27 protein-coding genes are annotated in these 22,341 nt (G+C 70.1%); 8 read left to right on the top strand and 19 right to left on the bottom strand.

The window, feature by feature from the left end; translation table 11 throughout:
- Nucleotides 1-20 precede the first annotated feature (20 nt).
- The 10 genes from FNH05_RS03545 to FNH05_RS03500 form a co-directional block, all read right to left on the bottom strand.
- Nucleotides 21-275 carry an acyl carrier protein gene (locus FNH05_RS03545; protein ID WP_144585804.1) on the bottom strand — a complete coding sequence of 85 codons (255 nt, stop codon included), beginning with the start codon at nt 273-275 and terminating at the stop codon, nt 21-23.
- Nucleotides 276-314: 39 nt separating this feature from the next.
- Nucleotides 315-1,280: a zinc-binding dehydrogenase gene (locus FNH05_RS03540; protein ID WP_144585803.1), complete on the bottom strand. Its 966-nt coding sequence runs from the start codon at nt 1,278-1,280 to the stop codon at nt 315-317.
- A 2-nt stretch (nt 1,281-1,282) separates the two neighbouring features.
- Nucleotides 1,283-2,356 (bottom strand): 3-oxoacyl-ACP synthase III family protein, encoded by a 1,074-nt coding sequence (locus FNH05_RS03535; RefSeq protein ID WP_144585802.1) that lies wholly within the window; start codon nt 2,354-2,356, stop codon nt 1,283-1,285.
- A gap of 34 nt (nt 2,357-2,390) precedes the next feature.
- Complete coding sequence (locus tag FNH05_RS03530) at nt 2,391-3,239, bottom strand: hypothetical protein (protein WP_222426503.1); 849 nt, start codon at nt 3,237-3,239, stop codon at nt 2,391-2,393.
- Complete coding sequence (locus FNH05_RS03525) at nt 3,236-3,832, bottom strand: hypothetical protein (RefSeq protein WP_144585801.1); 597 nt, start codon at nt 3,830-3,832, stop codon at nt 3,236-3,238. Before FNH05_RS03525 ends, FNH05_RS03530 begins: the two co-directional genes overlap by 4 nt.
- 50 nt (nt 3,833-3,882) lie before the next feature.
- On the bottom strand, nt 3,883-5,097 hold the full coding sequence (locus FNH05_RS03520; protein WP_222426502.1) for a cytochrome P450: 1,215 nt from the start codon (nt 5,095-5,097) through the stop codon (nt 3,883-3,885).
- 34 nt (nt 5,098-5,131) lie between these two features.
- On the bottom strand, nt 5,132-5,893 hold the full coding sequence (locus FNH05_RS03515) for an AfsA-related hotdog domain-containing protein (RefSeq protein WP_144585800.1): 762 nt from the start codon (nt 5,891-5,893) through the stop codon (nt 5,132-5,134).
- A gap of 81 nt (nt 5,894-5,974) precedes the next feature.
- Complete coding sequence (locus FNH05_RS03510) at nt 5,975-6,700, bottom strand: HAD family hydrolase (RefSeq protein ID WP_246127498.1); 726 nt, start codon at nt 6,698-6,700, stop codon at nt 5,975-5,977.
- 498 nt (nt 6,701-7,198) lie between these two features.
- On the bottom strand, nt 7,199-8,164 hold the full coding sequence (sbnA, locus tag FNH05_RS03505; protein WP_246127497.1) for a 2,3-diaminopropionate biosynthesis protein SbnA: 966 nt from the start codon (nt 8,162-8,164) through the stop codon (nt 7,199-7,201).
- Nucleotides 8,165-8,171: 7 nt separating this feature from the next.
- Nucleotides 8,172-8,438, bottom strand: coding sequence for a hypothetical protein (locus FNH05_RS03500; protein ID WP_144585798.1), 267 nt, complete (start codon nt 8,436-8,438; stop codon nt 8,172-8,174).
- Nucleotides 8,439-8,866: 428 nt separating this feature from the next.
- Between FNH05_RS03500 and FNH05_RS03495 the strand changes: the two genes are divergently transcribed.
- The 4 genes from FNH05_RS03495 (at nt 8,867) to FNH05_RS03480 (ending at nt 11,707) form a co-directional block, all read left to right on the top strand.
- Complete coding sequence (locus FNH05_RS03495; RefSeq protein WP_144585797.1) at nt 8,867-9,100, top strand: MbtH family protein; 234 nt, start codon at nt 8,867-8,869, stop codon at nt 9,098-9,100.
- Nucleotides 9,097-9,921 (top strand): alpha/beta hydrolase family protein, encoded by an 825-nt coding sequence (locus tag FNH05_RS03490; RefSeq protein WP_222426501.1) that lies wholly within the window; start codon nt 9,097-9,099, stop codon nt 9,919-9,921. The genes FNH05_RS03495 and FNH05_RS03490 overlap by 4 nt, the downstream gene beginning before the upstream one ends.
- 74 nt (nt 9,922-9,995) lie before the next feature.
- Nucleotides 9,996-10,862 carry an ABC transporter ATP-binding protein gene (locus FNH05_RS03485; protein WP_144585819.1) on the top strand — a complete coding sequence of 289 codons (867 nt, stop codon included), beginning with the start codon at nt 9,996-9,998 and terminating at the stop codon, nt 10,860-10,862.
- A complete protein-coding gene (locus FNH05_RS03480) occupies nt 10,859-11,707 on the top strand; it encodes an ABC transporter permease (RefSeq protein WP_144585796.1) in 849 nt (282 codons plus the stop codon). The genes FNH05_RS03485 and FNH05_RS03480 overlap by 4 nt, the downstream gene beginning before the upstream one ends.
- A 3-nt stretch (nt 11,708-11,710) precedes the next feature.
- On the opposite strand, the gene FNH05_RS03475 is transcribed toward FNH05_RS03480, so the two are convergent.
- From FNH05_RS03475 to FNH05_RS03465, 3 genes are read right to left on the bottom strand one after another with little or no spacing between them, the layout of a single operon-like run.
- Nucleotides 11,711-12,601, bottom strand: coding sequence for a hypothetical protein (locus FNH05_RS03475; protein ID WP_144585795.1), 891 nt, complete (start codon nt 12,599-12,601; stop codon nt 11,711-11,713).
- 1 nt (nt 12,602) lies between these two features.
- Nucleotides 12,603-13,391 carry a hypothetical protein gene (locus FNH05_RS03470; protein ID WP_144585794.1) on the bottom strand — a complete coding sequence of 263 codons (789 nt, stop codon included), beginning with the start codon at nt 13,389-13,391 and terminating at the stop codon, nt 12,603-12,605.
- Nucleotides 13,388-13,687 carry a PadR family transcriptional regulator gene (locus tag FNH05_RS03465; RefSeq protein ID WP_144585793.1) on the bottom strand — a complete coding sequence of 100 codons (300 nt, stop codon included), beginning with the start codon at nt 13,685-13,687 and terminating at the stop codon, nt 13,388-13,390. The genes FNH05_RS03470 and FNH05_RS03465 overlap by 4 nt, the downstream gene beginning before the upstream one ends.
- Nucleotides 13,688-13,769: 82 nt before the next feature.
- On the opposite strand from FNH05_RS03465, the gene FNH05_RS03460 reads away from it, so the two are divergent.
- The 4 genes from FNH05_RS03460 to FNH05_RS37795 are packed head-to-tail and all read left to right on the top strand — an operon-like array spanning nt 13,770 to nt 17,274.
- Entirely contained in the window at nt 13,770-14,669 is a 900-nt protein-coding gene (locus tag FNH05_RS03460) for an ABC transporter ATP-binding protein (RefSeq protein ID WP_144585792.1), read from the top strand.
- Nucleotides 14,666-15,358 (top strand): hypothetical protein, encoded by a 693-nt coding sequence (locus tag FNH05_RS03455; protein ID WP_144585791.1) that lies wholly within the window; start codon nt 14,666-14,668, stop codon nt 15,356-15,358. Before FNH05_RS03460 ends, FNH05_RS03455 begins: the two co-directional genes overlap by 4 nt.
- A gap of 9 nt (nt 15,359-15,367) precedes the next feature.
- Nucleotides 15,368-16,441, top strand: a complete 1,074-nt coding sequence (locus FNH05_RS37800; protein ID WP_186382358.1) for a hypothetical protein — start codon at nt 15,368-15,370, stop codon at nt 16,439-16,441.
- Between the two features lie 26 nt (nt 16,442-16,467).
- On the top strand, nt 16,468-17,274 hold the full coding sequence (locus tag FNH05_RS37795) for an oxygenase MpaB family protein (protein WP_186382357.1): 807 nt from the start codon (nt 16,468-16,470) through the stop codon (nt 17,272-17,274).
- On the opposite strand, the gene FNH05_RS03445 is transcribed toward FNH05_RS37795, so the two are convergent.
- The 6 genes from FNH05_RS03445 to FNH05_RS03420 all read right to left on the bottom strand — a co-directional run.
- Complete coding sequence (locus tag FNH05_RS03445; protein WP_246127494.1) at nt 17,217-18,020, bottom strand: thioesterase II family protein; 804 nt, start codon at nt 18,018-18,020, stop codon at nt 17,217-17,219. The two genes, FNH05_RS37795 and FNH05_RS03445, sit on opposite strands and share 58 nt — an antisense overlap.
- On the bottom strand, nt 18,017-19,036 hold the full coding sequence (gene sbnB, locus FNH05_RS03440; RefSeq protein WP_144585790.1) for a 2,3-diaminopropionate biosynthesis protein SbnB: 1,020 nt from the start codon (nt 19,034-19,036) through the stop codon (nt 18,017-18,019). Before sbnB ends, FNH05_RS03445 begins: the two co-directional genes overlap by 4 nt.
- Before the next feature lie 16 nt (nt 19,037-19,052).
- Nucleotides 19,053-19,373 (bottom strand): MbtH domain protein, encoded by a 321-nt coding sequence (locus tag FNH05_RS03435; RefSeq protein ID WP_144585789.1) that lies wholly within the window; start codon nt 19,371-19,373, stop codon nt 19,053-19,055.
- Nucleotides 19,374-19,407: 34 nt separating this feature from the next.
- The gene (locus FNH05_RS03430) at nt 19,408-19,632 is read right to left on the bottom strand and encodes an MbtH family protein (protein WP_144585788.1); all 225 of its coding nucleotides are present in this window, start codon (nt 19,630-19,632) and stop codon (nt 19,408-19,410) included.
- Between the two features lie 28 nt (nt 19,633-19,660).
- Nucleotides 19,661-20,488 (bottom strand): tryptophan 2,3-dioxygenase family protein, encoded by an 828-nt coding sequence (locus FNH05_RS03425; protein ID WP_186382356.1) that lies wholly within the window; start codon nt 20,486-20,488, stop codon nt 19,661-19,663.
- 190 nt (nt 20,489-20,678) lie between these two features.
- Nucleotides 20,679-22,341, bottom strand: a 1,663-nt coding sequence (locus FNH05_RS03420; protein ID WP_144585786.1) for a thioesterase domain-containing protein, incomplete at its 5' end; no start/stop codon positions are given.

Genomic DNA, 22,341 nt, shown 5'->3' with positions numbered 1-22,341 from the left:
CGGGTTCCGCGGACCGGCGTTCACAGCCCCGCCTTGGCGAAGATCACGGCCAGCGCGGCCCGGAGGTTCTCGACGTCTTCGAGATCTCCGGGGGCCAGGGCGATCCCGAACTCGTTCTTGACCGAAAGCCCCATATCGGTGACGCTCAGCGAATCCAGCCCGATCTCGTCGAACGACACGTCGGGCGTGATCTGCTCCCTGGTGGCGCCCTGCGCCACCAGTGCGTCGATCACGAACTCTTCGAGGACCCCCCGGGTCAACGTCGACCTGCTCATCGGCCTGCTCTCCTTTCTCGTTTTCCTTCATCCACCGATTCACACGGTGAACACGACCTTGCCGAACACCGTTCCTTCGGCCATCGCCTGGAAACCCGCCCTGGCCTGCGACAGCGGCATGACCCGGTCGACGGTCGGCGCGAGCCGGTGTTCCGCGCAGAAACGCAGCAGCCGCACCAGCTGCTCCCGGGTGCCGAGGGTGCAGCCGGTGATCGTCAGCTGCCGGTAGAACACATGGGTCAGGTCGACCGCCGGGGCCGCTCCCGTGGTGGCCCCGCTGACGACGATGTAGCCGCCGGACCGGACGCTGCGCATCGAATGCGCCCAGGTCGCCTCGCCCACGGTTTCCATCACCGCGTCGACCCGGCACGGCAGCCGCGCCCCCGGCGGGAAGGTCGCTTCGGCGCCGAGGCGTTCGGCTCGTTCGCGGCGTTCCCCGGTACTCCCGGTCACCCAGACCCGGAGGCCTGCCGCCCTGCCGAGCGCGATCAGCGCCGTGGCGACTCCCCCGCCCGCTCCCTGCACCAGCACGGTGGCACCGGGTCCCAGCGGTGCCTGCTCGAACAGCATCCGGTAGGCCGTCAGCCAGGAACCCGGCAGACACGCGGCCTCCTCGAAGGACAGCGACGCCGGCTTGGGCACCAGGTTCCGGGCGGGCACCGCCACCCGTTCGGCGAACGTCCCGTCGTACTTCTCACTGAGCACCGAACGGTGGGGATCGAGCGTCTCGTCCCCATACCGGCCCGGACTGCCGATCACCGAGTGCACGAGCACCTCGTTGCCCTCGTCGTCGACACCCGCGGCGTCGGAGCCGAGCACGATCGGCAGCCGCTGGTGCGCCGGGACCACGCCTCGCAGGGTCCACAGATCGTGCCGGTTCAGCGAAGCCGCCCGAACCGTCACCATCGTCCAACCGTCTCCGGGCGAGGGGTCCGGCCACTCGCCGGCCCGCAGCCCGCTGAGCGGGTCGGCGGCGTCCGTACCCACCGCCGAGATCGCGAACACGCCTAGCCCCTCGCCGCGCGATGGCGGAAGCAGAGCGAGCCCCACAGGAACCCGGCGCCGATACCCGCCATCATCATGACGTCGCCGTGTTCGGCCGGGCCGGTCATCGTCTCGTGCAGGACGGTGAACATGCTGGCGGCCGCGGTGTTCCCGAACCGCGAGACCGTCGTGGGCGCGCGATCCGCCGGGACGCCGAGACTCGCCATCGCCTCGGTGATGATGTTGAGGTTCGCTTGGTGCAGCAGGAAGTACCGGATGTCGTCGATCTCGAGCCCGGCCCGCAGCGCCGTTTCCCGGATGCTGCGGGGGATTCGGTCGGTCGCCATGTTCCAGACGGCCTTGCCGTTCATCTTCAGGTACTGGTCCCGGCGGCGCAGCGTCTCCCCGCTCGTCGGTGTCCGAGAGCCCCCGGCCGGGATCTCGACCTCGTAGGACAGCTCGGATCCGGTGTGCCAGGACAGGATGCCGAACCCTTCGGAGGTCGGGGCGAGCAACGCGGCGCCCGCGGCGTCACCGAGGAACACCCGGGTTCCCCTGTCTTCGGGGTCGGTCGCCCGCGATCCCGCGTCGGCGCCGATGACGAGCACGTGCCGGTAGGACTCGTTCTGCAGCAGGTGTGCCGCGACCACCAGCGCATAGATCCCGCCCGCGCAGGCCGCCTGGGTCAGGTCGAGCGGGACGGCCCGGTGCGCGCCCAGCCTTTCCTTGACCATCAGCGCGGTCGACGGCAGCGGCTGGTCGGGGGTGAACGTCGTGACGATGATCGCGTCCAGCTCGGCGGCCCTCACCCCGCCCCGGATCAGCGCGTCCCGTGCGGCGGCAACACCCATGTCCGAAGTGGACAGCCCTGGCGCCAGGAACCGCCGCTCCTCGATCCCGGTGCGGGACCTGATCCAGGTGTCGGAGGTGTCGAGTGTCCGCGTGAGCTCGGCGTTGGTCACCACACGCGGCGGGACGCACAGCCCGGTGGCCACGATGCCGACCGGCCTGTTCAGACCCGCGGCCGCGTTGGTTCTTCGCGCCGCCGCGGTCTCTTCGGCCCGGTGGCCTACCGCGGAAACGATTCCAGAAGTCATTTCCCTCTCCTTGGGTGCCCTGCCGTCCGGCCGGTCAGGGCCTGGTGGTGAACTCGGTGAAACCGGGCGGGTCGAGGCGCAGTTGCGCATGAATGTCCGCTCCGAGGCCGTGGTGGCCCACCGCGCCGCCGTAGCTCAGCTGGTAGCTCATCCAGAGCACCACGAAGTTGACGACCCGGTTCGCGGCGTTCGGGGCGTCGGGGGCCGGGAACGGGTCCGGCAGGACGGCCCGGTAGCGGCCGTTGCCCTCGCTGTCGGCCACGAACACGTTCGGCACCCCGAGCGGACTGGGGTGCGCCGGGCCGCCGGGGTCCATGTCCCGGCGCCGGATGGCCATCACCGTGTACAGGCTGTCCGGGATCAGGCCGGCGAACTCGCCGCGGAACTCGGCCGCGGTGTCGTTCCCGGTCAGGGTGACGGTCACCTCGCCACGGGCCTTGACCCACTGCCCCAGCGTCACCGGCCCGGTGACCTTCGGGCCGTCCTCCGGCTGGAGGTCCGGGATGGGGACCTGGTGGAACGGGTAGCTCGGCCGGGTCACCGAGAACGGGTCCGGCTGCTGCTGCGGGGCCATCACCGCGGTGTAGTTCGAGCATGGCAGCGGCAGGGGCAGCGTGGCGAGCACCATCGCCTCGTCCGCCGGGGAAAGCCGCTCGGGCAGTTCCCGGACGATCCGGTAGGGCAGCGTCGAGCCGAACTCCGGGAGCGGGCTGTCCGCCGCGACGATGGCGCGTCCCGGCACCGCGACGACACCGCCGTCCGGGCCCTCACGGGTGATCGTGCCGATCACCACGAAGTCCCCGTCGGTGTTCATCACCTCGCTCGGCGGGTACAGCGGGCCCTGGGTGGTCATGCTCAGCGGGTAGGTCTTCGACGTCGTCACGCGGCCACCCGCCGGTAGATGCGAGTGTAGAGCCCTTCGTCGGTCACGAACCGGGGATGCGCCTGCCGGGCGATCTCGGCGTACCGCTCCGAAGCGAACGTCGGCAGGTATTCCTCCGGCTCGCACGAGAATCCCGCGATGAACAGGACGCCGGGCTCGGTGCTCAGCAGCGAGTGGTAGGCCAGAAACGCCTCGATCCGGGGCGACTTGCGGACCTCGGCGAAGATGGTTCCCTCACGCCAGGCCAGGTACTCCTCGTGGACGGGCGGCTTCACTTCGACATGCCGGAGCTGGAGGTACGGCGTCTCCGGCAGCTCGCCGTCCACCGGTTTCGGCGCGCCGACGAATTCCAGTACCTGGCTGCGGAAGTCACCCGTCAGCAGCGCGGCGAGCGGCTTGCGCAGTTCACGCTGGCGGTCCATCCGTGCGGAGAGCGCATTCAGCGCGGGCAGCGGGGTCAGCTCGAGAAGGCTCGAGTGTTCGACGCTCTGGTGGAGCACGTCGGCGCCGTGCTGCCGCAGCACCGCGACCGCGTCCGCAACCGCCGATGGCTCCACGGGGATCTCCGTCACCAGGAGCAACGATGAGGTCATGAAGGGTTCCCTTTCCCGGGTCTCGTGGCTGATGTGGAGGTGTGCGCCGGTCACCAGGTGATCGGCAGCTCATGCACGCCGTAGATGAGCATTTCGTGCTGGTAGCGGACTTCCCCGGCGGGAATGGCCAGCCGCATGGTGGGGATCCGCCGGTACAACGTTCCGTAGACGACCTGCAGCTCCACCCTGGCGAGCGACTGGCCGAGGCACTGGTGCGGTCCGTAGCCGAAAGCCAGGTGGTGCCGTGCCTTCTGGTGCAGATCGAGCACATCCGGATTGGTGAAGTGCGCCGGATCGCGGTTGCCCGCGGCGTTCGCGACGATCACGCCCTCGCCCGCGCGGATCAGCTGACCGCCCACCTCGACGTCGGCCACGGCCACCCGGCGCCTGCCCGACTGCGTGATCGTGAGGTAGCGCAGCAGTTCCTCGGCCGCGTTCGCGATCAGCGCCGGATCGTCGGTGTCCCGCAGCTCGGCGAGGCGGTCGGGGTGGTTCAGCAGGGCCGCGGTGCCGAGGCCGATCATGTCCGCGGTGGTCTCGTGGCCCGCGATCAGCAGCAGCATGCCGATGTCCGCGATCTGGTCCGAGGTCATCTGCCCGGTGTGCATCCGCTCGTGCACCAGTCTGCTCATCAGGTCGTCACCCGGCGCGGTTTCCTTGGCCGTCACCAGATTCCGCAGGAATGCACGCAGCTGTTCCCTGGCGTCGTTGATCTCTTCCCGGCTCAGCGTCTTGTTCAGCATCGCCGCCGAACGGTCCTGGAAGAACCCCGAGTCGCCGAACGGTACACCGAGCAGCTCGCAGATCACCAGCGACGAAACCGGCAACGCGAACCTGCTGACCAGGTCGGCCGGAGGGCCCTGTGCCAGCAACTCGTCGATCGCGTTGTCCACGATCTGCTGCACCCGCGGCCGCAACATCTCCGAGCGCCGCCTGGTGAACTCGCGCATCAGCACCCGGCGCTGTTCGAGGTGCTCGGGGCCGTCCATGTTGATGAAGCTGCGCCAGGTCGAAGCGATCTGCGCAGGGCCGGTGGTCGGGTAGCCGGGCAGCCGGAAGTTCGAGCTGAACCGGGAATCTCCCAGCACGGTCCGGCAGTCGGTGTACCGGGTGATCAGCCAGTGCCGGGACCCGTCCCAGTTGAGCACCTGCCGGATCGGCCGCGTTTCACGGATCTCGGTGAGTTCGTCCGGCGGATCGAACGGGCATCCGCGGCGACGGGCCATCGGGAATTTCGGCGGTCCCGCGCTTTCCGTCGTTGTCATGTGTGTCCTCTTCGAAGAACCGACCCGCGAGGGGTCACTGGGCTCTGGCGGGCAGGGGAAGGTTCCTGAGGGTGTGGCGCACCGCGCGTTCGGCGCCGCGGGCCTCCTTGCGATCGAGCACCGGCCGGGACATGGCCGTGCCCGTCGTCCGCACCACGGCGATGTGCAGGCCCGCCTGCCGGAACTCGGTCCGCACGTCGAAGGTGGGCAGGTCGTACGCGTTCGTTCCCACCACGACGGCGGATCGTATCCGCGTTTCCACCGGATAGAGGAAATTACGGAAGCTCGACTCCATCCTGTCGAGGACGTGGATCTGCCGTTCCGCGGACCGGCTCACGGTGTAATAGCGCTCGCACACCGCGATGTACATCTGGCGCGCGGCCTCCAGGATGACCATTCCCTGGACGTGCACACCGGGATGGTCGAGCTGGAGCTCCTGATCGTTGTGCAGCCGCAGCGACGCCTCGAACTCGTGATCGCCGGCCTTTTCCAGGCCCGCTATCAGGAAGTTCTCCTCGCGATGCTTGTGCGTTTCTTCCGTGCCGCTGAGCGGCCCTCGCGGCGACTGGCGTATTTCGAATCTGTCCGCGAGGTCCCGACGTGCGATCTCGCCGCGGATCCGCCCCCAGTCCTCTTCCGTGACTCCTTGCCCTTCGGCGAGGACAACGGGGTCCGATCCCTTTCCGAACCAGCCGTCACCGTTCCCCAGTTCGTCGATCACCCGGGAAACCGTGAGTGCCGGAGCATGCCCGGCGAACAGCGCGAAACGGTCGCCGACTACCACGAACGCGGTCATTGCACCTCCCAGGCCCCTGTCGCGGAACCCTTGTCCGTCATCGGAAGCAAGTATTCGATCTCGTCTTCGGGAAAAGGCGGTTCAGCGCATCCCGGCCGCACACCTGCCGGTGCGCCGTGGTGCGCCCGCCGACGGGAGCACTGGCCACCCACGGTCCGCGGCGATCCTGCCGAGGGCCGGGTCACCGCCCACGACGACCGGGTTTCCCACCGCGTTCAGCATGTCCGCATCGCTGACGTGGTCTCCGTAGGCGAAACAGGAAGCCCCTTCGAGCCCCGCGCCGTCGATCGTCGCCAGCACGGCGTCCTTCTTGGCCTCTCCGATCATCGCCACGCGGACTTCCCCGGTGTAGAGACCATTCTCCGAAACCACCGGTTCCGTGCACAGCACGGTATCCGCACCGACATCCTCGGCCAGCGGCGACAGGCAGGCCGCGAAGGAGCCCGACACCAGCACGATCAGGTCCCCCGCCGCACGATGCCGTTCCAGAGCGGCCTGCGCGGCGTCGACGAACGCGTCGGGACGCGCCCGGTAGGCGGCGTACCATTCCCGGCCCGCGGCCAGCACGTCCCCGGCACGAGCACCGGCGAAATTCCGGTAGTAGAGACGATTCCCTTCCGCGCGAGGCCTGCCCGACGCGGCGATGCGGCGCAGTTCGTCCGCCTTCTTCCGGTAGCCGCTTCCGTCGTCCCCGTTGCGCGCACACCAGTACCGCAGGAATGCGAACATGCTTTTCGCCGAGATCAGCGTCTCGTCCACGTCGAAAAAAGCCGCGCGGCGGGATATCCGCCGTTCCGCCTCTATCACCGTTCCCCCATGCCGTCCACCACTATCGACTGCCATCGGTTCACCGGCCGTGCACACCACACCGAGCGCGCCGATCCCGACGCTCAATCGATGTGACTCCTGCCCGGCACCCAGCGGAAACCCACGGCGATGTGGCCACTGGCACGAAAGCGCTGACCATGAAGAAGATGTCCGAGGAGATGCGCTCTCCTGGTCCCATATCGCATGCTACAGGCACTGGACGTGAATTTGTTACGCCATTTCGGCGATCCGCGCGGGACAACCGCGAACAATCGGTACAACCGGACACGCCCGGCGGCCTGCGATATTCGACCCGGCACACCGGCCGGACTTCGTGATCTTGACCGGCGGGGACCCGTGAAAGACAGGCGGATCACCAATTGATGATTGGTTTTGGAGGACTACCAAGATCTTTCTGCTTTTGCGCACTCCGAAACCAGGTCGTACGTCCTTTACGGACACTGCGGCGCGGAAAAGCGGAACCGCGAGACGCCGCACTCAGCGCGATAGCCGGTCCGCGAGCCAGCCGGGCTGGTACACCGTGTCCGCATAGGCGGTGCCCCGGTCCGCGCAGAGGAAGACGACCGTCGGCCGGGTCCCGTGACAACCGGCGAAGTACTCCTCGATGGCCGCGTACACACTGCCACTGGAACCGCCGGCGTAGATGCCGTGCCTCCGCAGCAGCCGATGGCAGGCGGCGACCGCGGCGGTCTCGGAAACGAGCACCACGTCGTCGATCTGCGCGTGGTCCAGCAGCGGCGGCCGGATGCTGGACCCGATGCCCGGGATGTGCCGCGCGCGCGGCCGGTCGCCGAAGATCGCCGAGCCCACCGTGTCGACCGCGATCACCTTTGTACCCGGCAGACTTTCCCGCATCCGGCGGGAAAGGCCGGTGATGGTCGCCCCGGTGCCGACCCCCACGAAGAGGTAGTCGATCCGGTCGAACACACGGCACAGCTCACCACCGGTGAGCCGGTGATGAGCGTCGGCGGCGTCGGTGTTCGCGTACTGGTTGGGCCAGTACGCGTCGTCCAGGAGGGTGAGCAGGGCGTTCGTCCTGGCGAGGCGGTTGTGGAGGAAGCCGCCGCTGGCGTCCCGCTCGGTGACCTTCTCCACCCGCTCGCAGATCGTGCGCAGGAATCGTTCGGTCGCCGGGTTGACGTTCGGGTCGATGACCGGGACGAACGGCACGCCGAGCATCCGGCAGAACGACGCGAGCGAGATGGCGAAATTGCCCGAGGACGATTCGACGACCGTGCTCTCCGGCGTCAGCTCGCCGCGCTCCGCCGCGCGTTTGAGGATCAGGTAGGCCGAACGGTCCTTGACGCTTCCATTGGGATTGCCGAATTCGAGCTTCGCGAACAGGTTCAGCCGGTCGTGGTCGAGCCGCACCACGGGCGTCTCGACGAACCCGGCCCCGATCCGGTCCAGCCCCTCGGCGAGCGCGAACGGGTTCGCCAGCACGTCATCGTCACGAATCGCCGGGCTCGGCCGAGGCGCCCACCGGATCCGCGGGGATCGCGAACTCCAGTTCCCCGGCACAGAATTCCCGCCATTCGGGGGTGACCGCGCCGAACAGCAGCCCCTCCCCCTTGATCGGATCGGTCACCACGGTGAAGTCGTCGCACACGTAGGCGATCTGTTCCCCGTCCAGCTCCCGCTCCGCCCGGTCCGCGCCGTCGTCCCAGCCGGGGAACCGGCGGAGGTCGTCGAGCCGGTAGGCCTTGCAGTACTTCATCGGTCCCTCCAGTGCCCTGCGCCGGCGGAACGACACGCGCCGCGGCACGTTATGATCATCCACAAAGGATTCCGCGAATTCGCTGCCGCCCAAGAAGCGGCACACCCCAGAAATCCCCCATGGCACGACGATAGACAGCGGCATAAACGCTCGTCAAGGAACCACGGAGAAGCGGGAAATGTCTGCTATGTCCAGATTGCCGCTAATTCACGTTGCCTTGTCGGAGTACCGGCCGTTGGCTATGCTTGCGTCGGTTCTCGCGCCGCATGCCGGGAGAACCGGGATCGACACTGGGGATTTTTCGAACACTGGGTTTCCAGCACGGTAGTCAGTGACAGCTCGTCTTTCAGCCTGCCCGTGGACCGGTGGCCGGTGGCCGCACCCGTCTGTCCATAGTGGATGCTCTGAAGGCGGGGCCGGAGGAGCGCATGAGCGACACGACCAATCCGTTCGACGACGCCGGCGGCACCTTTCTGGTGCTGGTCAACCACGAACAGCAGTACTCCCTGTGGCCGGGGTTCGCGCCGGTGCCCGACGGCCGGCGCTCGGTGCACGGGCCGGGCACGCGCGAGGACTGTCTCGACCACATCGAGCGGAAGTGGTCCGACATGCGGCCCGCCAGCCTGGTCAGGGCTATGGCGGAGCGGGGTGAACCGGCGTGAGCCTGGCCGAGGTGCTGAGCCGCAGCGCCCGCGAAGCCGACGAAACCCTGCGCTACGGCGAAGGAAGCGAACACGTCATCGAGCTCTGGCGGCCCGGAAACGGCCCGGTCACGCGGACCGTGGTCGTCGTGCACGGCGGTTTCTGGGCCGCCGAATACGACCGGACCCACATCCGCCCGCTGTGCGCGGAACTCGCCCGGCAGGGCTACCTCACCGCCGCACTGGAGTACCACCGCGTAGGCCAGCCGCTCGGAGGCTGGCCGGGGACGTTCACCGACGTCGCTGACGGCCTGGACGCCCTGCCCGCGCTCACCGGCGGGCTCGTCGACGGTGCGAACACGGTGCTGCTGGGCCATTCCGCCGGCGGTCACCTGGCCTTGTGGGCGGCCTCGCGGCACCGGCTGCCGCCCGGAAGTCCTTGCCACGGCGGCGAACCGCTCCGGGTGCGGGGCGTGGTGTCGCTGGCCGGTGTCTGCGATCTCGAAGCGGCCTACCGCCTGAACCTCGACGACGGCGCCGTCCGCCGCCTGCTCGGTGGCGGTCCCGCGCAGGTCCCCGACCGCTACCGCGACGCGGACCCGGCCGGGCTGCTCCCGCTCGGCGCACGCTGTGTCCTCCTCCACGGCGACGAAGACGATCGCGTCCCCTTCGACATCAGCCGGCTCTATTACCACGTCGCGGCCGGACAGGGCGACGACGTCACCTTGGAACGACTCGACGGCATGGGGCATTTCGAGCTGATCGACCCGGGCGCCCCCGCGTTCCGGGCCGTGCTCGGCGCGATCGACGCCGTCTTCGCCCCGGAGTGGGCGGCTCGGTGAGCCAGGCGGCACCCGCGCCCCAGCGGACGGCACCGGCGCAGACCGGTACCGCACTGGAAGTACGCGACCTACGGATGCGTTACGGCGACCACGACGTCCTCGACGGCGTGACGTTCTCCGTCCAGCGGGGCGAAGTGCTCGCCCTGCTGGGCCCGAACGGCGCCGGGAAGACCACCACGATCGAGATCCTCGAAGGCTTCCGGGAGCGTTCCGCGGGCGAGGTCACCGTGCTGGGCACCGACCCCGCGCACGGGGACGAGCGCTGGCGCGCGCGGGTGGGCGTGGTGCTGCAGTCCTGGCGGGACCACGGGAAGTGGCGGGTCCGCGAACTGCTGGCCCACCAGGGCCGGTACTACGCGAGCTATTCCACCGGCACCGTCCGGCGGCCATGGGACGTCGACGAACTCATCGCGACGGTCGGGCTCACCGCGCACGCGGACAAGCGGATCCGTGCGCTCTCGGGCGGACAACGGCGCAGGCTCGACGTCGCCGTCGGCATCGTCGGCAGGCCCGAGGTGCTGTTCCTCGACGAGCCGACGACCGGCTTCGACCCCGAGGCCCGCCGTGAATTCCACGAGCTGGTGCGACGGCTTTCCGGCCGCGAGGACACGGCGATCCTGCTGACCACGCACGACCTGGCCGAGGCGGAAAAACTGTCCGACCGCATCGTGATCCTGACGGGCGGGCGCATCACCGCGGACGGCACCGCCGAGGAACTGGCCCGCCGCATTGCCGGGGAGTACGAGGTACGGTGGGCCGTCGGCGGCACCAGGAACACCTGTACCACGGCCGAGCCCGCGTTGTTCGTCCATGAGCTCTACGTCCGGCACGGCGCCGCGATCACCGACCTCCAGGTGCGTCGCCCGACGCTGGAAGACGTCTACCTGTCCCTGGTCCGGCGGGCGGAATCCGGCCCCGCCCCGCGGGAGGTGACGGGATGAACCCGGTGCTGCGCGCCGTGCACGCGGGTCTCGACCGCGGTCTCATCGAGCTGAAGCAGACTTTCACCACCGGACAGGACGTCTTCGCGCAGCTGTTCTGGCCCGGCGTGATGCTGGTCGCGATGTTCTTCATGCGTGATTCCACGATCGGGGCAGGCGGTTTCTCGCTGGGTAGCTTCGCGCTGCCGAGTGTGCTGGGGATGAACCTCGCCGCCACCGGGCTGATGGGCATCGCGCAACTGCTCGCCACCGAGCGGGAGGACGGCACGCTGCTGCGGGCCAAGGCGACGCCGCACGGCATGGTCGGCTACCTGATCGGCAAGCTCGTGCTGGTCTCCGGCGGGGTGCTGGCCGGGCTGGTGATCGTGCTGGTGCCCGGCGCCTTTTTCCTGCGCGGGCTCGATCTGGGCAGCCCCGGTTCGTGGCTGACGCTGCTCTGGGTGGTGTCACTCGGCCTGGTGGCCACGCTCCCGGTGGGCGCGGTGGCCGGGTCGCTGGTCTCCAGCCCCCGCGCGCTCGGGCTGATCACCCTGCCGATCATGGGGCTCGTGGCGGTGTCCGGAATCTTCTACCCCATCACGGCGATGCCCGGTTGGGCGCAGTGGATCGCCCAGGCTTTCCCGATCTACTGGCTGGGACTCGGGATGCGCTCGGGACTGCTGCCGGCCCAGCTGGCGCAGGTCGAGATCGGACAGTCGTGGCGCCCGGTGGAGACCGTCCTCGTGCTGGGCGTCTGGGCCGTCGCCGGGCTGCTCGTGGCGCCGGTGGTCCTGCGCCGCATGGCACGACGCGAGTCCGGGTCCACTGTGGCCGAACGACGGGAGAAAGCCATGCAGGCCAAGTGAAGTTCAGCGCCGCGCGAGCCCGCCGCGGGCGAGGTGGTCCGCGAACACGGAGCCGATCGCGACGTCGGCCTTCAGCAGTTCGAGGGTGAGCGCGTACGAGGCTCCGCGAAGCAGCAGGAACGGCAGCAACACTCCCAGCGCGATCGCCGCGGAGGCGAGGATCTTGCTGTGGACGAGGTCCAGCAGCACCAGCGGGCCGATGCCGAGCAGCAGCACCTCGACCACGATCCGCACGGCGTAATAACCGTACAGCGGCCAGAAAACCCTGGTGCGCGTGAGGTGCCGCAGCACGCGGAGCCGTTCGCGCGCGGAGGCCGGCAGCACGCACATCATGGCCGTGGTGGACGTGACGGCGTAGAACACGGGATAGACCAGCACGCCCACCACCAGCAGCGGGACGGTCAGATCGACGCGCCACGCCCGCCATGCCAGTAACGCGGGCAGGTACGCGAGCAGGGCGGCCAGTGCGAACACGGCGTAGGTGCAGCATTCCACGACGGTCAGCCAGACGACGCTGCCCGGCCGGAGCGCCCGCACGGCTTCCCACAGCCTTGCCCGCCCGTTCCGGAAGATCAGCATCATCTCCTGCGCCACGGCGGCGCTCACCACGTTCTTGGCGAGGTACAGCAGCACGGCACCGGCCAGCACCGGCGGCCGCAGCAGCGGCCCGATCAGGCCCGGCGCGCCGTCGAAGAGCCAGCCCGGGGTGAAGACCTCGGTGAGGACACCTTGCCCCGGCGTCAGGAGGTTGAACGGGACGAGGACCGCGACCACCACGACGATGCCGGGATTGCGGCGGAACAGTTTCAGCGGGCGCAGGAAGAGCAGGTCGCACAGGCCGCGGGCCGGACGCTTTCCCTCCGCGGGCGCGGGCGTCTCCGCGGGCGTGCTCACCTCAGCCGGTCGCCGGCAGCTGCCGCAGATCGCGCAACGTCCACCCGCACACCGAGGCCAGCACCAGCAGGCCGGCACCGGTGGCGACCGAGAGAGTGTCCGGGACTCCCCTGACCATCGAAGTTCCGAGGACGACCGCCCCGGTCAGGATGAACATGCCCGCCAGGATCCCGACGCCCAGCCGCAACCGTCCGCGATGCGGGGGCACGGTGAGGTCCGCGCCGAACCCCGCCACCACCTGGCAGAGCTGGACGGCACCGAGCGCGAGCGCGATCCACCAGCAGCCCAGCACACCGAGGCGCAGCGCCAACGGCACGGAAGTGCCCACACCGGCGTGCACGGTGACCACCACGCCCGCGCCGAGCAGCACGGGCACCGCGAGACGGCGTACCGCCTGGCGCAGCATCGCGGCCGCCGCGCCGAAACTCAGCCGGGGCCGGGGAGCGACCAGTGCGAGCCCGAGCAGGGTCACGGCGTCGAAGACGTCGAGGTTCATCTCCCCGATCCGCAGGAGGCCCGGAAGGTGCAGGCTGTGCTGCTCCGCGGCGGCGTGCTCGGCCAGCCATCCCGCGAGCGCGACGGCGATCGCCAGCACCGCCGCCCGCCCCCGCCGCTGCGCGGGGGACCGCGCGGGCCAGACCGTGGGATGCAGCCACATGTCGAGCACGCCGATCAGCAGGTTGGGCCAGGACCGCCAGCCACCGTCCTGCGCTTCGGCCTCCAGCCCGGTGCCCCAGTGTTCCCGGAAGGGGTCCGGGTACAGCCGAACGAGTCTCTTGGTGACGCTCACGCCGGGTTCACCCCCAGCCGGCGCAGCCCCGCGGCCGCGACCTTGGCCATCGACCGCAGTTCCCGCTCCAGCACCGCGCGGCCCTGCTCGGTCAGCCGGACCGGGCGCTGCCGCCCCTGCTCGCCCAGCGGCTCGATGAGCCCTTTCGCCTCCAGGCGTGCCAGTGCGCCATACAGGCTCCCCGGGCCGAGACGTTCACCCGTCAGTTCCTCGATCGCCGTGTTGATGGCGTATCCGTGCACCGGGCCATCGGCCAGGGCGCAGAGCACCAGCGTCTGGGAGTCCTTGACCTGCATCCCGCTCCTTCCGCGTGGCGTTCATGTTACTACACGGCAGGTAGTACACAACGAGTAGTACGTTTCGTGTACTATCCATGCCGTGATCGATACCGAGACACCCGTGGTTCTCACGGCCGTGACGAAGAAATTCGGTTCCACGACAGCGGTGCGGGCGGTGTCCTGGGCCCCGAGGCGCGGCCGGGTGACCGCTCTGGTCGGACTCAACGGCGCCGGGAAGTCCACACTCATGCGGGTCATGACGGGACTCGTGAAACCCACCGAAGGGTCGGTGAGCGTGGTGCGCGGGCGTCGCCCGCTCTCGGCGATGATCGAGGCTCCCGCGCTGTACAAGGGCCTGACGGTCCGGCGGAACCTGCAGATCCACCGCGTCCTCACCGGCGCGAGCCGGGCGGACGCGGCCGAGGTGACGGAACTGACCCAGATCGGCGACATGCTGGGCCGCCGGGTCGGCGCGCTGTCGCAGGGCTACCGGCAACGCCTGGCGATCGCGCTTGCCCTGCTGGGCGATCCGGCCGTGCTGCTGCTCGACGAGCCGACCAACGCGCTCGACCCCGAGGCGATCGTGCACCTGCGCGCGCTGATCCGCGGCGTCGCCGCACGGAACACCGCGGTCGTCGTGTCCAGCCACCAGCTCCGCGAACTCGAGGGCACCGCCGACGCGCTCACGGTCCTGCACGACGGTCAGGTGCTCTACGACGGGCCGTTCACCTCGTTCGTGGGCTCACCCAGCCTGCGTGTCCGCGCCCTCGACCCGGAGGGGACGCGCAAGCTCGCCGAACTGCTGCCCGCCGACGGCGTCCGCACCGATCTCCGCGGGGAAGCCCTCCACGCCGTGCCCGATGGACAGCCCGTCGACGACCTGGCGCGGCGCGTCTTCGCCGCCGCCGCGGAGGCCGGGATCGACCTGGTCGAAGTCAGCCACATCTCCCCCACCCTCGAAGAAGCCTTCCACACCGCGATTTCGGGAGCGCGCGCATGAGGACCTACCTCGCCGAACTGCTGCGATCGGCCAACCGCGCGACCGCCGCCCTCGTGGTGCTGTGCCTGGCCGCGGTCACCTTCACCACGCTCAACAGCGGCGCACAGCATCCGGACGAGCCGCTGATCGGGTTCCAGCAGGCCGCCATCCTCATCGCCACCCTGCTGATGGGCCGGGCGGCCGTCGTGGGCGCGGGCGACTTCAGCGGCGGGACGATCCGGCCATGGCTCATCGCCGCGCCCTCGCGCGGACCGGCGTTCCTCGGCAAGATGGCCGCGTCCGTCACCGTCGCCCTCGGCTTCTCGGTGCTCGTCGCCATCGCGAGCTACGCCACGAACGCCGTGCTGGGCAAGGGCGCGTCGTTCGGCGCGCTGGCCGCGGCGACCGGCTTCCTCGCCATCACGTGCGCCGCGTTCACCCTCTTCGGTCACGCCGTCGGCGTGCTCACCCGGTCGATCCCGGTGGCGCTCACCATCACGCTGGCGTGGGTACTCCCGGCCGAACACCTCCTGGCCAACTACCCGGCGGCGGTACCCTGGCTGCCGGGCATGCTCCTGGACGGGCTGAACCAGGGCCAGCTGCCGCCCGGTGGCACCACGGGCAGCGTCCTGATCCACGCGCTGCTCCCGTTCGTGGTGCTCGAAGCGGTCGCGCTCGTCTTCTTCGCCCGCCGCGACGTCAACAGCTGAGGGAGCGACGTGGCCAAGGCCGAAACGACGGGCACCGCGATGACAGGCACCCCGGAAACCCTCCTGCCCGGTGACCCGGCGAGGCCCGCCGCCGCGCTGGCGGTCCGGACCTCCCTCGCGACCGCCGCGGTGTTCACCGTGTGCGCTCTGCTCAGCACGCAGGTCAAGGCCATCCGCGCGGGCAGCCCCTGGCAGGACGACCCCTACGACGTCGTGGTGTCGTTCACCCAGTTCTTCGTGCCCGCACTGATGGTGCTGATGGCCCTGCGGTCCGTGCTGTGCCGCCGGGACGAACCGCTGCCGCTGTTCCGGGCCGCGCAGCTCGTGGGGGCCGCGGTGGTGAGCGCGGTGATGATCGCGTCGACAGCCGTGACGGACTGGGTGGCGGTGGCCGCGCGGGCCGACCACGAGCTGTGGAACGGCCGCACACCGTGGCTCATCACCGCGCTGGGCCTGCTCTCGGCGCTGGTCGTGGTGAACTTCCTGCTGCAGTGGCGGGCGTTCCGCCTGCTGCCGCGGCGGCGGGGGCGCCGGGACGGCGGCGACTGGGTGGGCGACGCGGTGCTCCTGCTGGAGGCCTTCGCCACGCGCTTCCCCCGTGCCGGGGGACGGCCGGCGCGCTGGGCGGCGCGGGACGAGGTGGTGACGTTCGTCCGCCGCCACGTCAAGGCGCTCACCGCGGCGGCGAGCCTCGTCGCGGGGCTGGCCGTCACCACCGCGCTGGCGGTCGGCGAGGGTTGGACGAATCCGCTGCTGTACGCCTTCGGCGCGGTGATGTTCGCGGGCGGGGTCTTCGCGTTCTCCATGATCTGCAACGCGGTCTTGCGCATCGCGGTTCCGCCCGCCGCCGGCTCGGCCCCGGCCGCGGGCGGAACCCGGCGCGCGGTGCACATCGCCGTCGTCGCCGGGGCACTGGGGCTGCCGGTCTCGGTGGCGCTGCGCGACAGGATCTGGTCCGTGGTGGGACCCGGCGGCGAAGACGCGTCGGTGTGGCAGCTGATCCTGCTCACGGCCGGAGGCGGGGCCGTGCTGGGCATACTCGCCTTCGCCGTCTCCTTCGCGTTCCTCGGGCGGCGGCGCTGAACCCCGAACCGCTGCGGGCGGGTTCGGTGCTGTGGGATGTCGCCGGCGAACTCCGCGCGGCGCTCGTCATCCCCTCGACGCTGGTGCTGCAGGTGATGCATCCCATGGTCGGTGCGGCCGTCGGCGCGCATTCGGTGTTCCGCACCGACCCCTGGGGCCGCGCGGAACGGACATCGAAGTCGATGCTGCGTTACCTCTACGGCGGCCCGGCCGCGGCGGCCGAAGGACGGCGCCTGCGCGAACTCCACGCCCCGATCCGCGGCGTGGACGAACACGGCCGCGCCTACCACGCCCTCGACGGCGCGGCGTACGCCTGGGTCAACTGCAGTGCCTTCGAACGGTATGTCACCGCGTGCCGGTTGTTCGGGCCTCCGCTGGACCGTGCCCGGGAAAACGAGCTGTACCAGGACATCCGCCGGATCGGCCTGATCCTCCGCGTCCCCACACGGGAAATGCCCGCCACGGCGGGCGAATTCTGGGCGTACTTCGACGACATGGTCGCCCACCGTCTCGAACGCAACGCCACCACGGACGAACTCCTCGAGGCGATCCGGCATCCGCCGCCCCCGCCGGCATCGGCCCGGTGGAGTGACCGTGCCTGGCGCGGGCCCGGGCGGCTGCTCGGCGGTGCCGCCGGTTTCCTGACCACGGGGACGCTGCCCCCGGAAATCCGCGAAATCCTCGGCCTGCGCTGGACGAACTCCGACCAGCGCAGGCTCGGCCGCTGGGCGGCCGTCATCCGCGCCACCTTCACGCTGCTGCCCCCACGGCTGCGCTACCTCCCTTCCGTGGCCCGGATCCGGGACGGCCGGACCTGGCCTGGACGGCGTTGACCGGACCACGCGGACAGCCGCGCCGCGAGGTCACCGACGAGCGCCGCCTGGTGCGGGGTCAGGTAGAAGTGCCCGCCCGGGAACCCGCGCGACCGGAACTCCCCGGTGGTCACCGAGGCCCACTCCCGCATCTCGGCGGGGCTCACATCCGGGTCCTCGCTACCGAAGTAGGCGGTCACCGGGACGTCCAGCAGGGGCAGCGGCCCCGGCCGGTAGCCCGCGACGAGCCGGTAGTCCGCGCGCAGCGCGGGCAGGACGAGTTCACGGAGATGGGGATCGCGCAGTGCGACGGCGCTGTCCGGATCGAGCCGGAGCACATCGTCCACGATGGACCCATCGTCCACCTCCGGCCGCGCTTCGAGCCGGTGCGGGGGCTGCCGGGCCGAAACGAACAGTGCGGCGGGCGGTGCGCCCGCCCGGTTCAGCCGCAGCGCCACCTCGTGGGCGACCGACGCGCCCATGCTGTGCCCGAACAGGGCCAGCGGCAGGTCGGACAACGGCAGCAGTGCGTCCGCGATCTCGTCGGCGAGCACGTCCATCCGGTCGCGGCACGCTTCGCCGATGCGTTCCTGCCGCCCCGGATAACACGTGGCGAGCAGATCGACCTCCGGCGGCAGGTATCCGCCCCACGTCCGGAAGAGGCTGGCCGCGCCACCCGCGTGCGGCAGGCAGACCAGCCGGGTGGCCGCCTCCCGCCCGGCCGGGCCGTATCGCCGGAACCACGGCCGGATCGCCGAGGTGGTCACAACCCGGTCCCCTCGTGGAAGTCCGGGACGGACCGGCCCTCACCCGCGCGTTCGCACCGCTGGTGGATCCACTGGCCCACCGCCAGATCCAGCACACCGAGCCCGAACGGCGAGAACACCGCGGCCCGGGTACGGTCCCTGGCCACCCGTCCCTCGATCAGATCGGCGATGGTGCCGTCGAGGAAGTCGCGGCGGCCCGCGAGCCGGGCGGCCAGATCCAGGGAGGTGTTCTCCCGCAGCACGTGGTCGGCATCGTCGGTCAGGTTCTGGGCGCCGAGGATCAGCTCCGGTGCCAGGTCGCGCAGCGACAGGTGCAGCACGACCGGACTGTGGGCCAGCAGAGCGGGATCGTGCAGATGCGGTTCACCCGCCACCGTGGCCAGCACTACGAGATCGCAGCCGCCGAAGGCCGCGCCGGCCTCCTCGACGACCTCCACGTCCGTGCCGCCCCGCGCGGTCAGCCTGGCCGCGAACCGGTCGGCCGCGGCGCGGTCGAGGTCGAACAGCCGGTAGCCGCTGACCCGCCAGCCGAGGTCGGTCAGGAACCGGCTCACCTGGTCCGCGATCAGCCCGGTGCCCACGAACCCGACCCGTGCCGCGGTGCGCCCGCCCGCGAGCAACTCGGCCGCCAGTACCCCGGACGCGGCGGTCCTCGCCGCGGAGATCAGCGAGGATTCGAGGCAGGCGAACGGGAATCCGGTCGCCAGGTCATTGAGCACCATCACCGCCGACGCGCGCGGCAGTCCGTGCCCGGTGTTCCCCGGCCAGCTCGAGATCCACTTGATGCCCGCGACCTCGAACTCGCCGCCGAGATAGCCGGGAAGGGCGATGACCCGGTCGCGTGCCCGGTGCGGGAACCGCAGGAAGCTGCTGTGCGGCAGGGTGGAATCGCCCCGGTGGTGCGCGAGGTAGGCCCGCCGCACCAGGTCCACGCAGTCCTCCCGGCCCGCCTCGAGGTGCTTGCGCACCTCACCGGCCGTGATCACCTTCATGCCCGGCGGCACGAGTCCGCTCATCCGCCCCCCTCTCCCGCTACCCGGCCACCAGCCGGCCGGTGCCGCTCAACGTCGCCAGGTCGATGTCGGCGACGCAGCGCACCGGGTCCTCGTTGAGCACGAGCGTGCCCTCGACGTGCACGACGCCGCTGGCCCGCTCGAAATCCGCGGTACCGAGGCCGGAGGCGTCCCGGTCCAGCCGCACGCCCAGATCGGTGCCGCCCTGGGTGCCGGTGAACTTGATGAACACGTAGCCGAGGTCCTCGAACCGCCGCCGCAGATCCTCCAGCGAGGGCTGCGGCCCGCCGACCTCGACCGGATGGGTCCCGGCGCTGAGGCGCTGCGTCAGTTCGTCCACGAAACGATCTCCTTCGTCGATTGGGGTGCGAGGCTCAGGACCGAGCCGCGGCGTCCTGCTCCATCCGCTTGCGCAGGCTCAGCGGGCGCATGTCCGTCCACACCTGTTCGATGTGGGCCAGGCATTCCTCCTTCGACCCGCTCTTGCCCGCGTCGTTCCAGCCCAGCGGGTTCTCCCGGTCGGCGGGCCAGATGGAGTACTGCTCCTCGTGGTTGACGACCACCCGGTACGTCGTCGTGTCGTTCTCGTCGCTGAACATCGAATCCCCTATTCCGTTTTCCGTCCGTTCATCGTGCGCCGTTCCCTTTCCGTGCCGCCGCCATCGTGAGCCGGTAACGGACGTCCCAGAGAAACGGGAAGAACCGCAGGGACAACCGCTGTTCCAGATACCGCGCCGACGCGCCGCCCGTGCCGTCCGCGCCGTGCCCGATGATCCGTTCCACCAGGAGGAGGTGCTCGTACCGCCAGAGCATCCAGAGCCGGTCGTAGTCGAGCAGCGCCTCGCCCAGCAGGAACAGCGCGCCGTGGACGTCCGGCTCGGAGTAGACCTCCAGCCAGTCCTTCACGCCCGCCGTCTTGGCCGCCCCGGCCGCGACCTCGGCGAGGCTGGCCTCGCTCAGCACGTCGAGGATCTCCGCGGGCATGCTGCCGTCGTGCCGCGCCCGCAGATCATCGAGGTAACCGGGCTCGCGGAGTCCACTGAGGACCTCGATCACCCGGAACTGGACCGACTGGAACCCGCTCGCGGTGCCGAGAAAACCCCGGAACTCCAGGAACGCCTTGGGATCCAGGTGGCCAAGGGTGCCCATCTGCGCGGTCTGCGCGGACAGGATCGAGTTGACGCGCTTGACCTTGCCGAATGCCGATGCCCACGCGCCGCACTCCAGGTCGGCCCTGGCCCTGCCGAGCTCGTGGATCAGGATCTTGAACCACAGCTCCATCGCCTGGTGGGTGACGATGAAGTGGAGTTCGTCCGGATGCTCCGGCGTGCTGAGCGGCCGCTGGAGTTCCAGCAGCCGGTCGACCTCCAGGTAACTGCGGTAGGTCGGCGACGCGGCGGACCGGTCACTCGGCGCCGCGCCGTCGATCCCTAGTGGACTGTGGATCTGGCGCATTGGCAGTTTCCTCCCCCGGCCGATCCAGTCGCCCGGACAGGACCCATGAACACGCGGAACACGCGGCATGGACTCCGAAAGTTCTGATCTTCCCCAGTTCGTGACTCACTTCGAATGATAGCAGCTACGGCGGGCGGAGAACGCGTGAAAAAGGAGTTTTCCCACCCGGGCGCCGTCACGGAAAGAAGGGTCATCGGTTTCCGCTCTCCTCCGCCAGGTATTCCTGGATCCGTTCCGCCAGGGTGAGTACGTGCGGCTTGTCCAAAAGCGTCAGATGCTCGCCCGGCGTCGTCCGCACCACGAGACCGCCCTTCACCAGCGCGGCCCAGCCCCAGCCGGGATCGGTGCCCTCCGGTTCCGCCGGATCGGCACAGCGCAACAGCAGTGCCGGACCCGCGTAGGGCGACGGCCGGTAGGTCAGGGCCGCCCTCGTGTGGGCGCAGGCGATCCGGACGTAGTTGGCCATCGCGTCCAGATCGAGGTATTCCGCCGGAACGCCCGCGGCTTCGGCGTATCCGGGCAACGCCCCGGTCAGCTCGGCCTGCCGCAGCACGTGGGGCAGGCGTTCCTCCGGCGACAGCGCCCGCAACCGCTCCTCGGTCACCGGCAGGTGCTCGGCGAACTCCCGCACCAGGATGTCGACGTCGTCCATCGCGTCGAGCCTTTCCACGGTGAGCCCGTCGGAATCCAGGTCCGGACGCGCGTCGAGCAGGATCAGCCGGGCCACCTCGTGCCCGAGGGCGTGCAGCTGCCGCGCCATTTCGTAGGCCACCAGCCCGCCGAGCGAGTACCCGCACAGCAGGTACGGGCCTTCCGGCCGCACCCGGAGCACGTCCTCGACGTAGGCCGCGGCCATTTCCCCGACGTCGGTGTGCGGTTCCCGCGCGGGGTCGAGGCTGCGTGCCTGCACGCCGTACACGGGCCGGTCGTCGGTCAGGGCACGCGCGAGGCCGGTGAAACTGAACACCGTCCCGTTCCGCGGATGGACGCAGAACAGCGGCGGCCGGGAACCGCCGGGACGCAGGGGAATGAGGGAGGACGGCCAGTCACGGCGAGCGGGCCGTTCCAGTTCGGCGGCCAGCGCCGCCGGGGTCCGCGCCCGGTAGAGCAGCGCCAGTGAGATGTCGCCACCGAAGGCCTCCTGGAGCTGACTGGTCAGGCGCAGCGCCAGCAGCGAATGCCCGCCGAGGGCGAAGAAGTCGTCGTGGATGCCCACCCGCTCGACGTCCAGCACCTCGCGCCAGATGTCGGTGACCACGGTCTGTACCGGCGTTTCCGCCGGCGCGTAGGGCGTTCCGCCACCCAGCTGGGCGTCCTCCGGTGCGGGCAGCGCGCGGCGATCGATCTTCCCGTTGGCGGACAACGGCATTTCCCCGAGCGGGACGATCACGGCGGGAACCATGTAGTCCGGCAGCCGCCGGGCACAGTGCTCCCGCACCTCGGCGACTTCCGTGTCGGGCTCGGCGACGACGTAGGCGACGAGCCCGGTCACCGCGTGCGCGTCCTGCCGGGCGATCACGACGGCTTCGTGGATGTCTGGGTGTTTTTGGAGGGTGTTTTCGATTTCGGCGGGTTCGACGCGGAAGCCGCGGATCTGGATCTGGTTGTCGGTGCGGCCGAGGTAGGTGAGGGTGCCGTCGGGTTGGAAGCGGGCGCGGTCGCCGGTGCGGTAGAGGCGTGCTCCGGGTTGGGTGGCGAAGGGGTCGGGGATGAAGCGTTGGGCGGTGAGTGCTGGTTTGCCGAGGTAGCCGCGGGCGAGGCCGGGGCCGCCGATGTGGATTTCGCCGGGGACGCCCGGGGGTACGGGTCGTAGGTCGGGGCCGAGTACGTGGACTTGGTGGTTGGGGAACGGG

Origin of the sequence: Amycolatopsis rhizosphaerae (assembly GCF_007713715.1) — a bacterium.
Taxonomy (GTDB): domain Bacteria; phylum Actinomycetota; class Actinomycetes; order Mycobacteriales; family Pseudonocardiaceae; genus Amycolatopsis_E; species Amycolatopsis_E rhizosphaerae.
The sequence above is the reverse complement of the archived record's forward strand: the minus strand, read 5'-3'. Positions and strand labels throughout refer to the sequence as shown.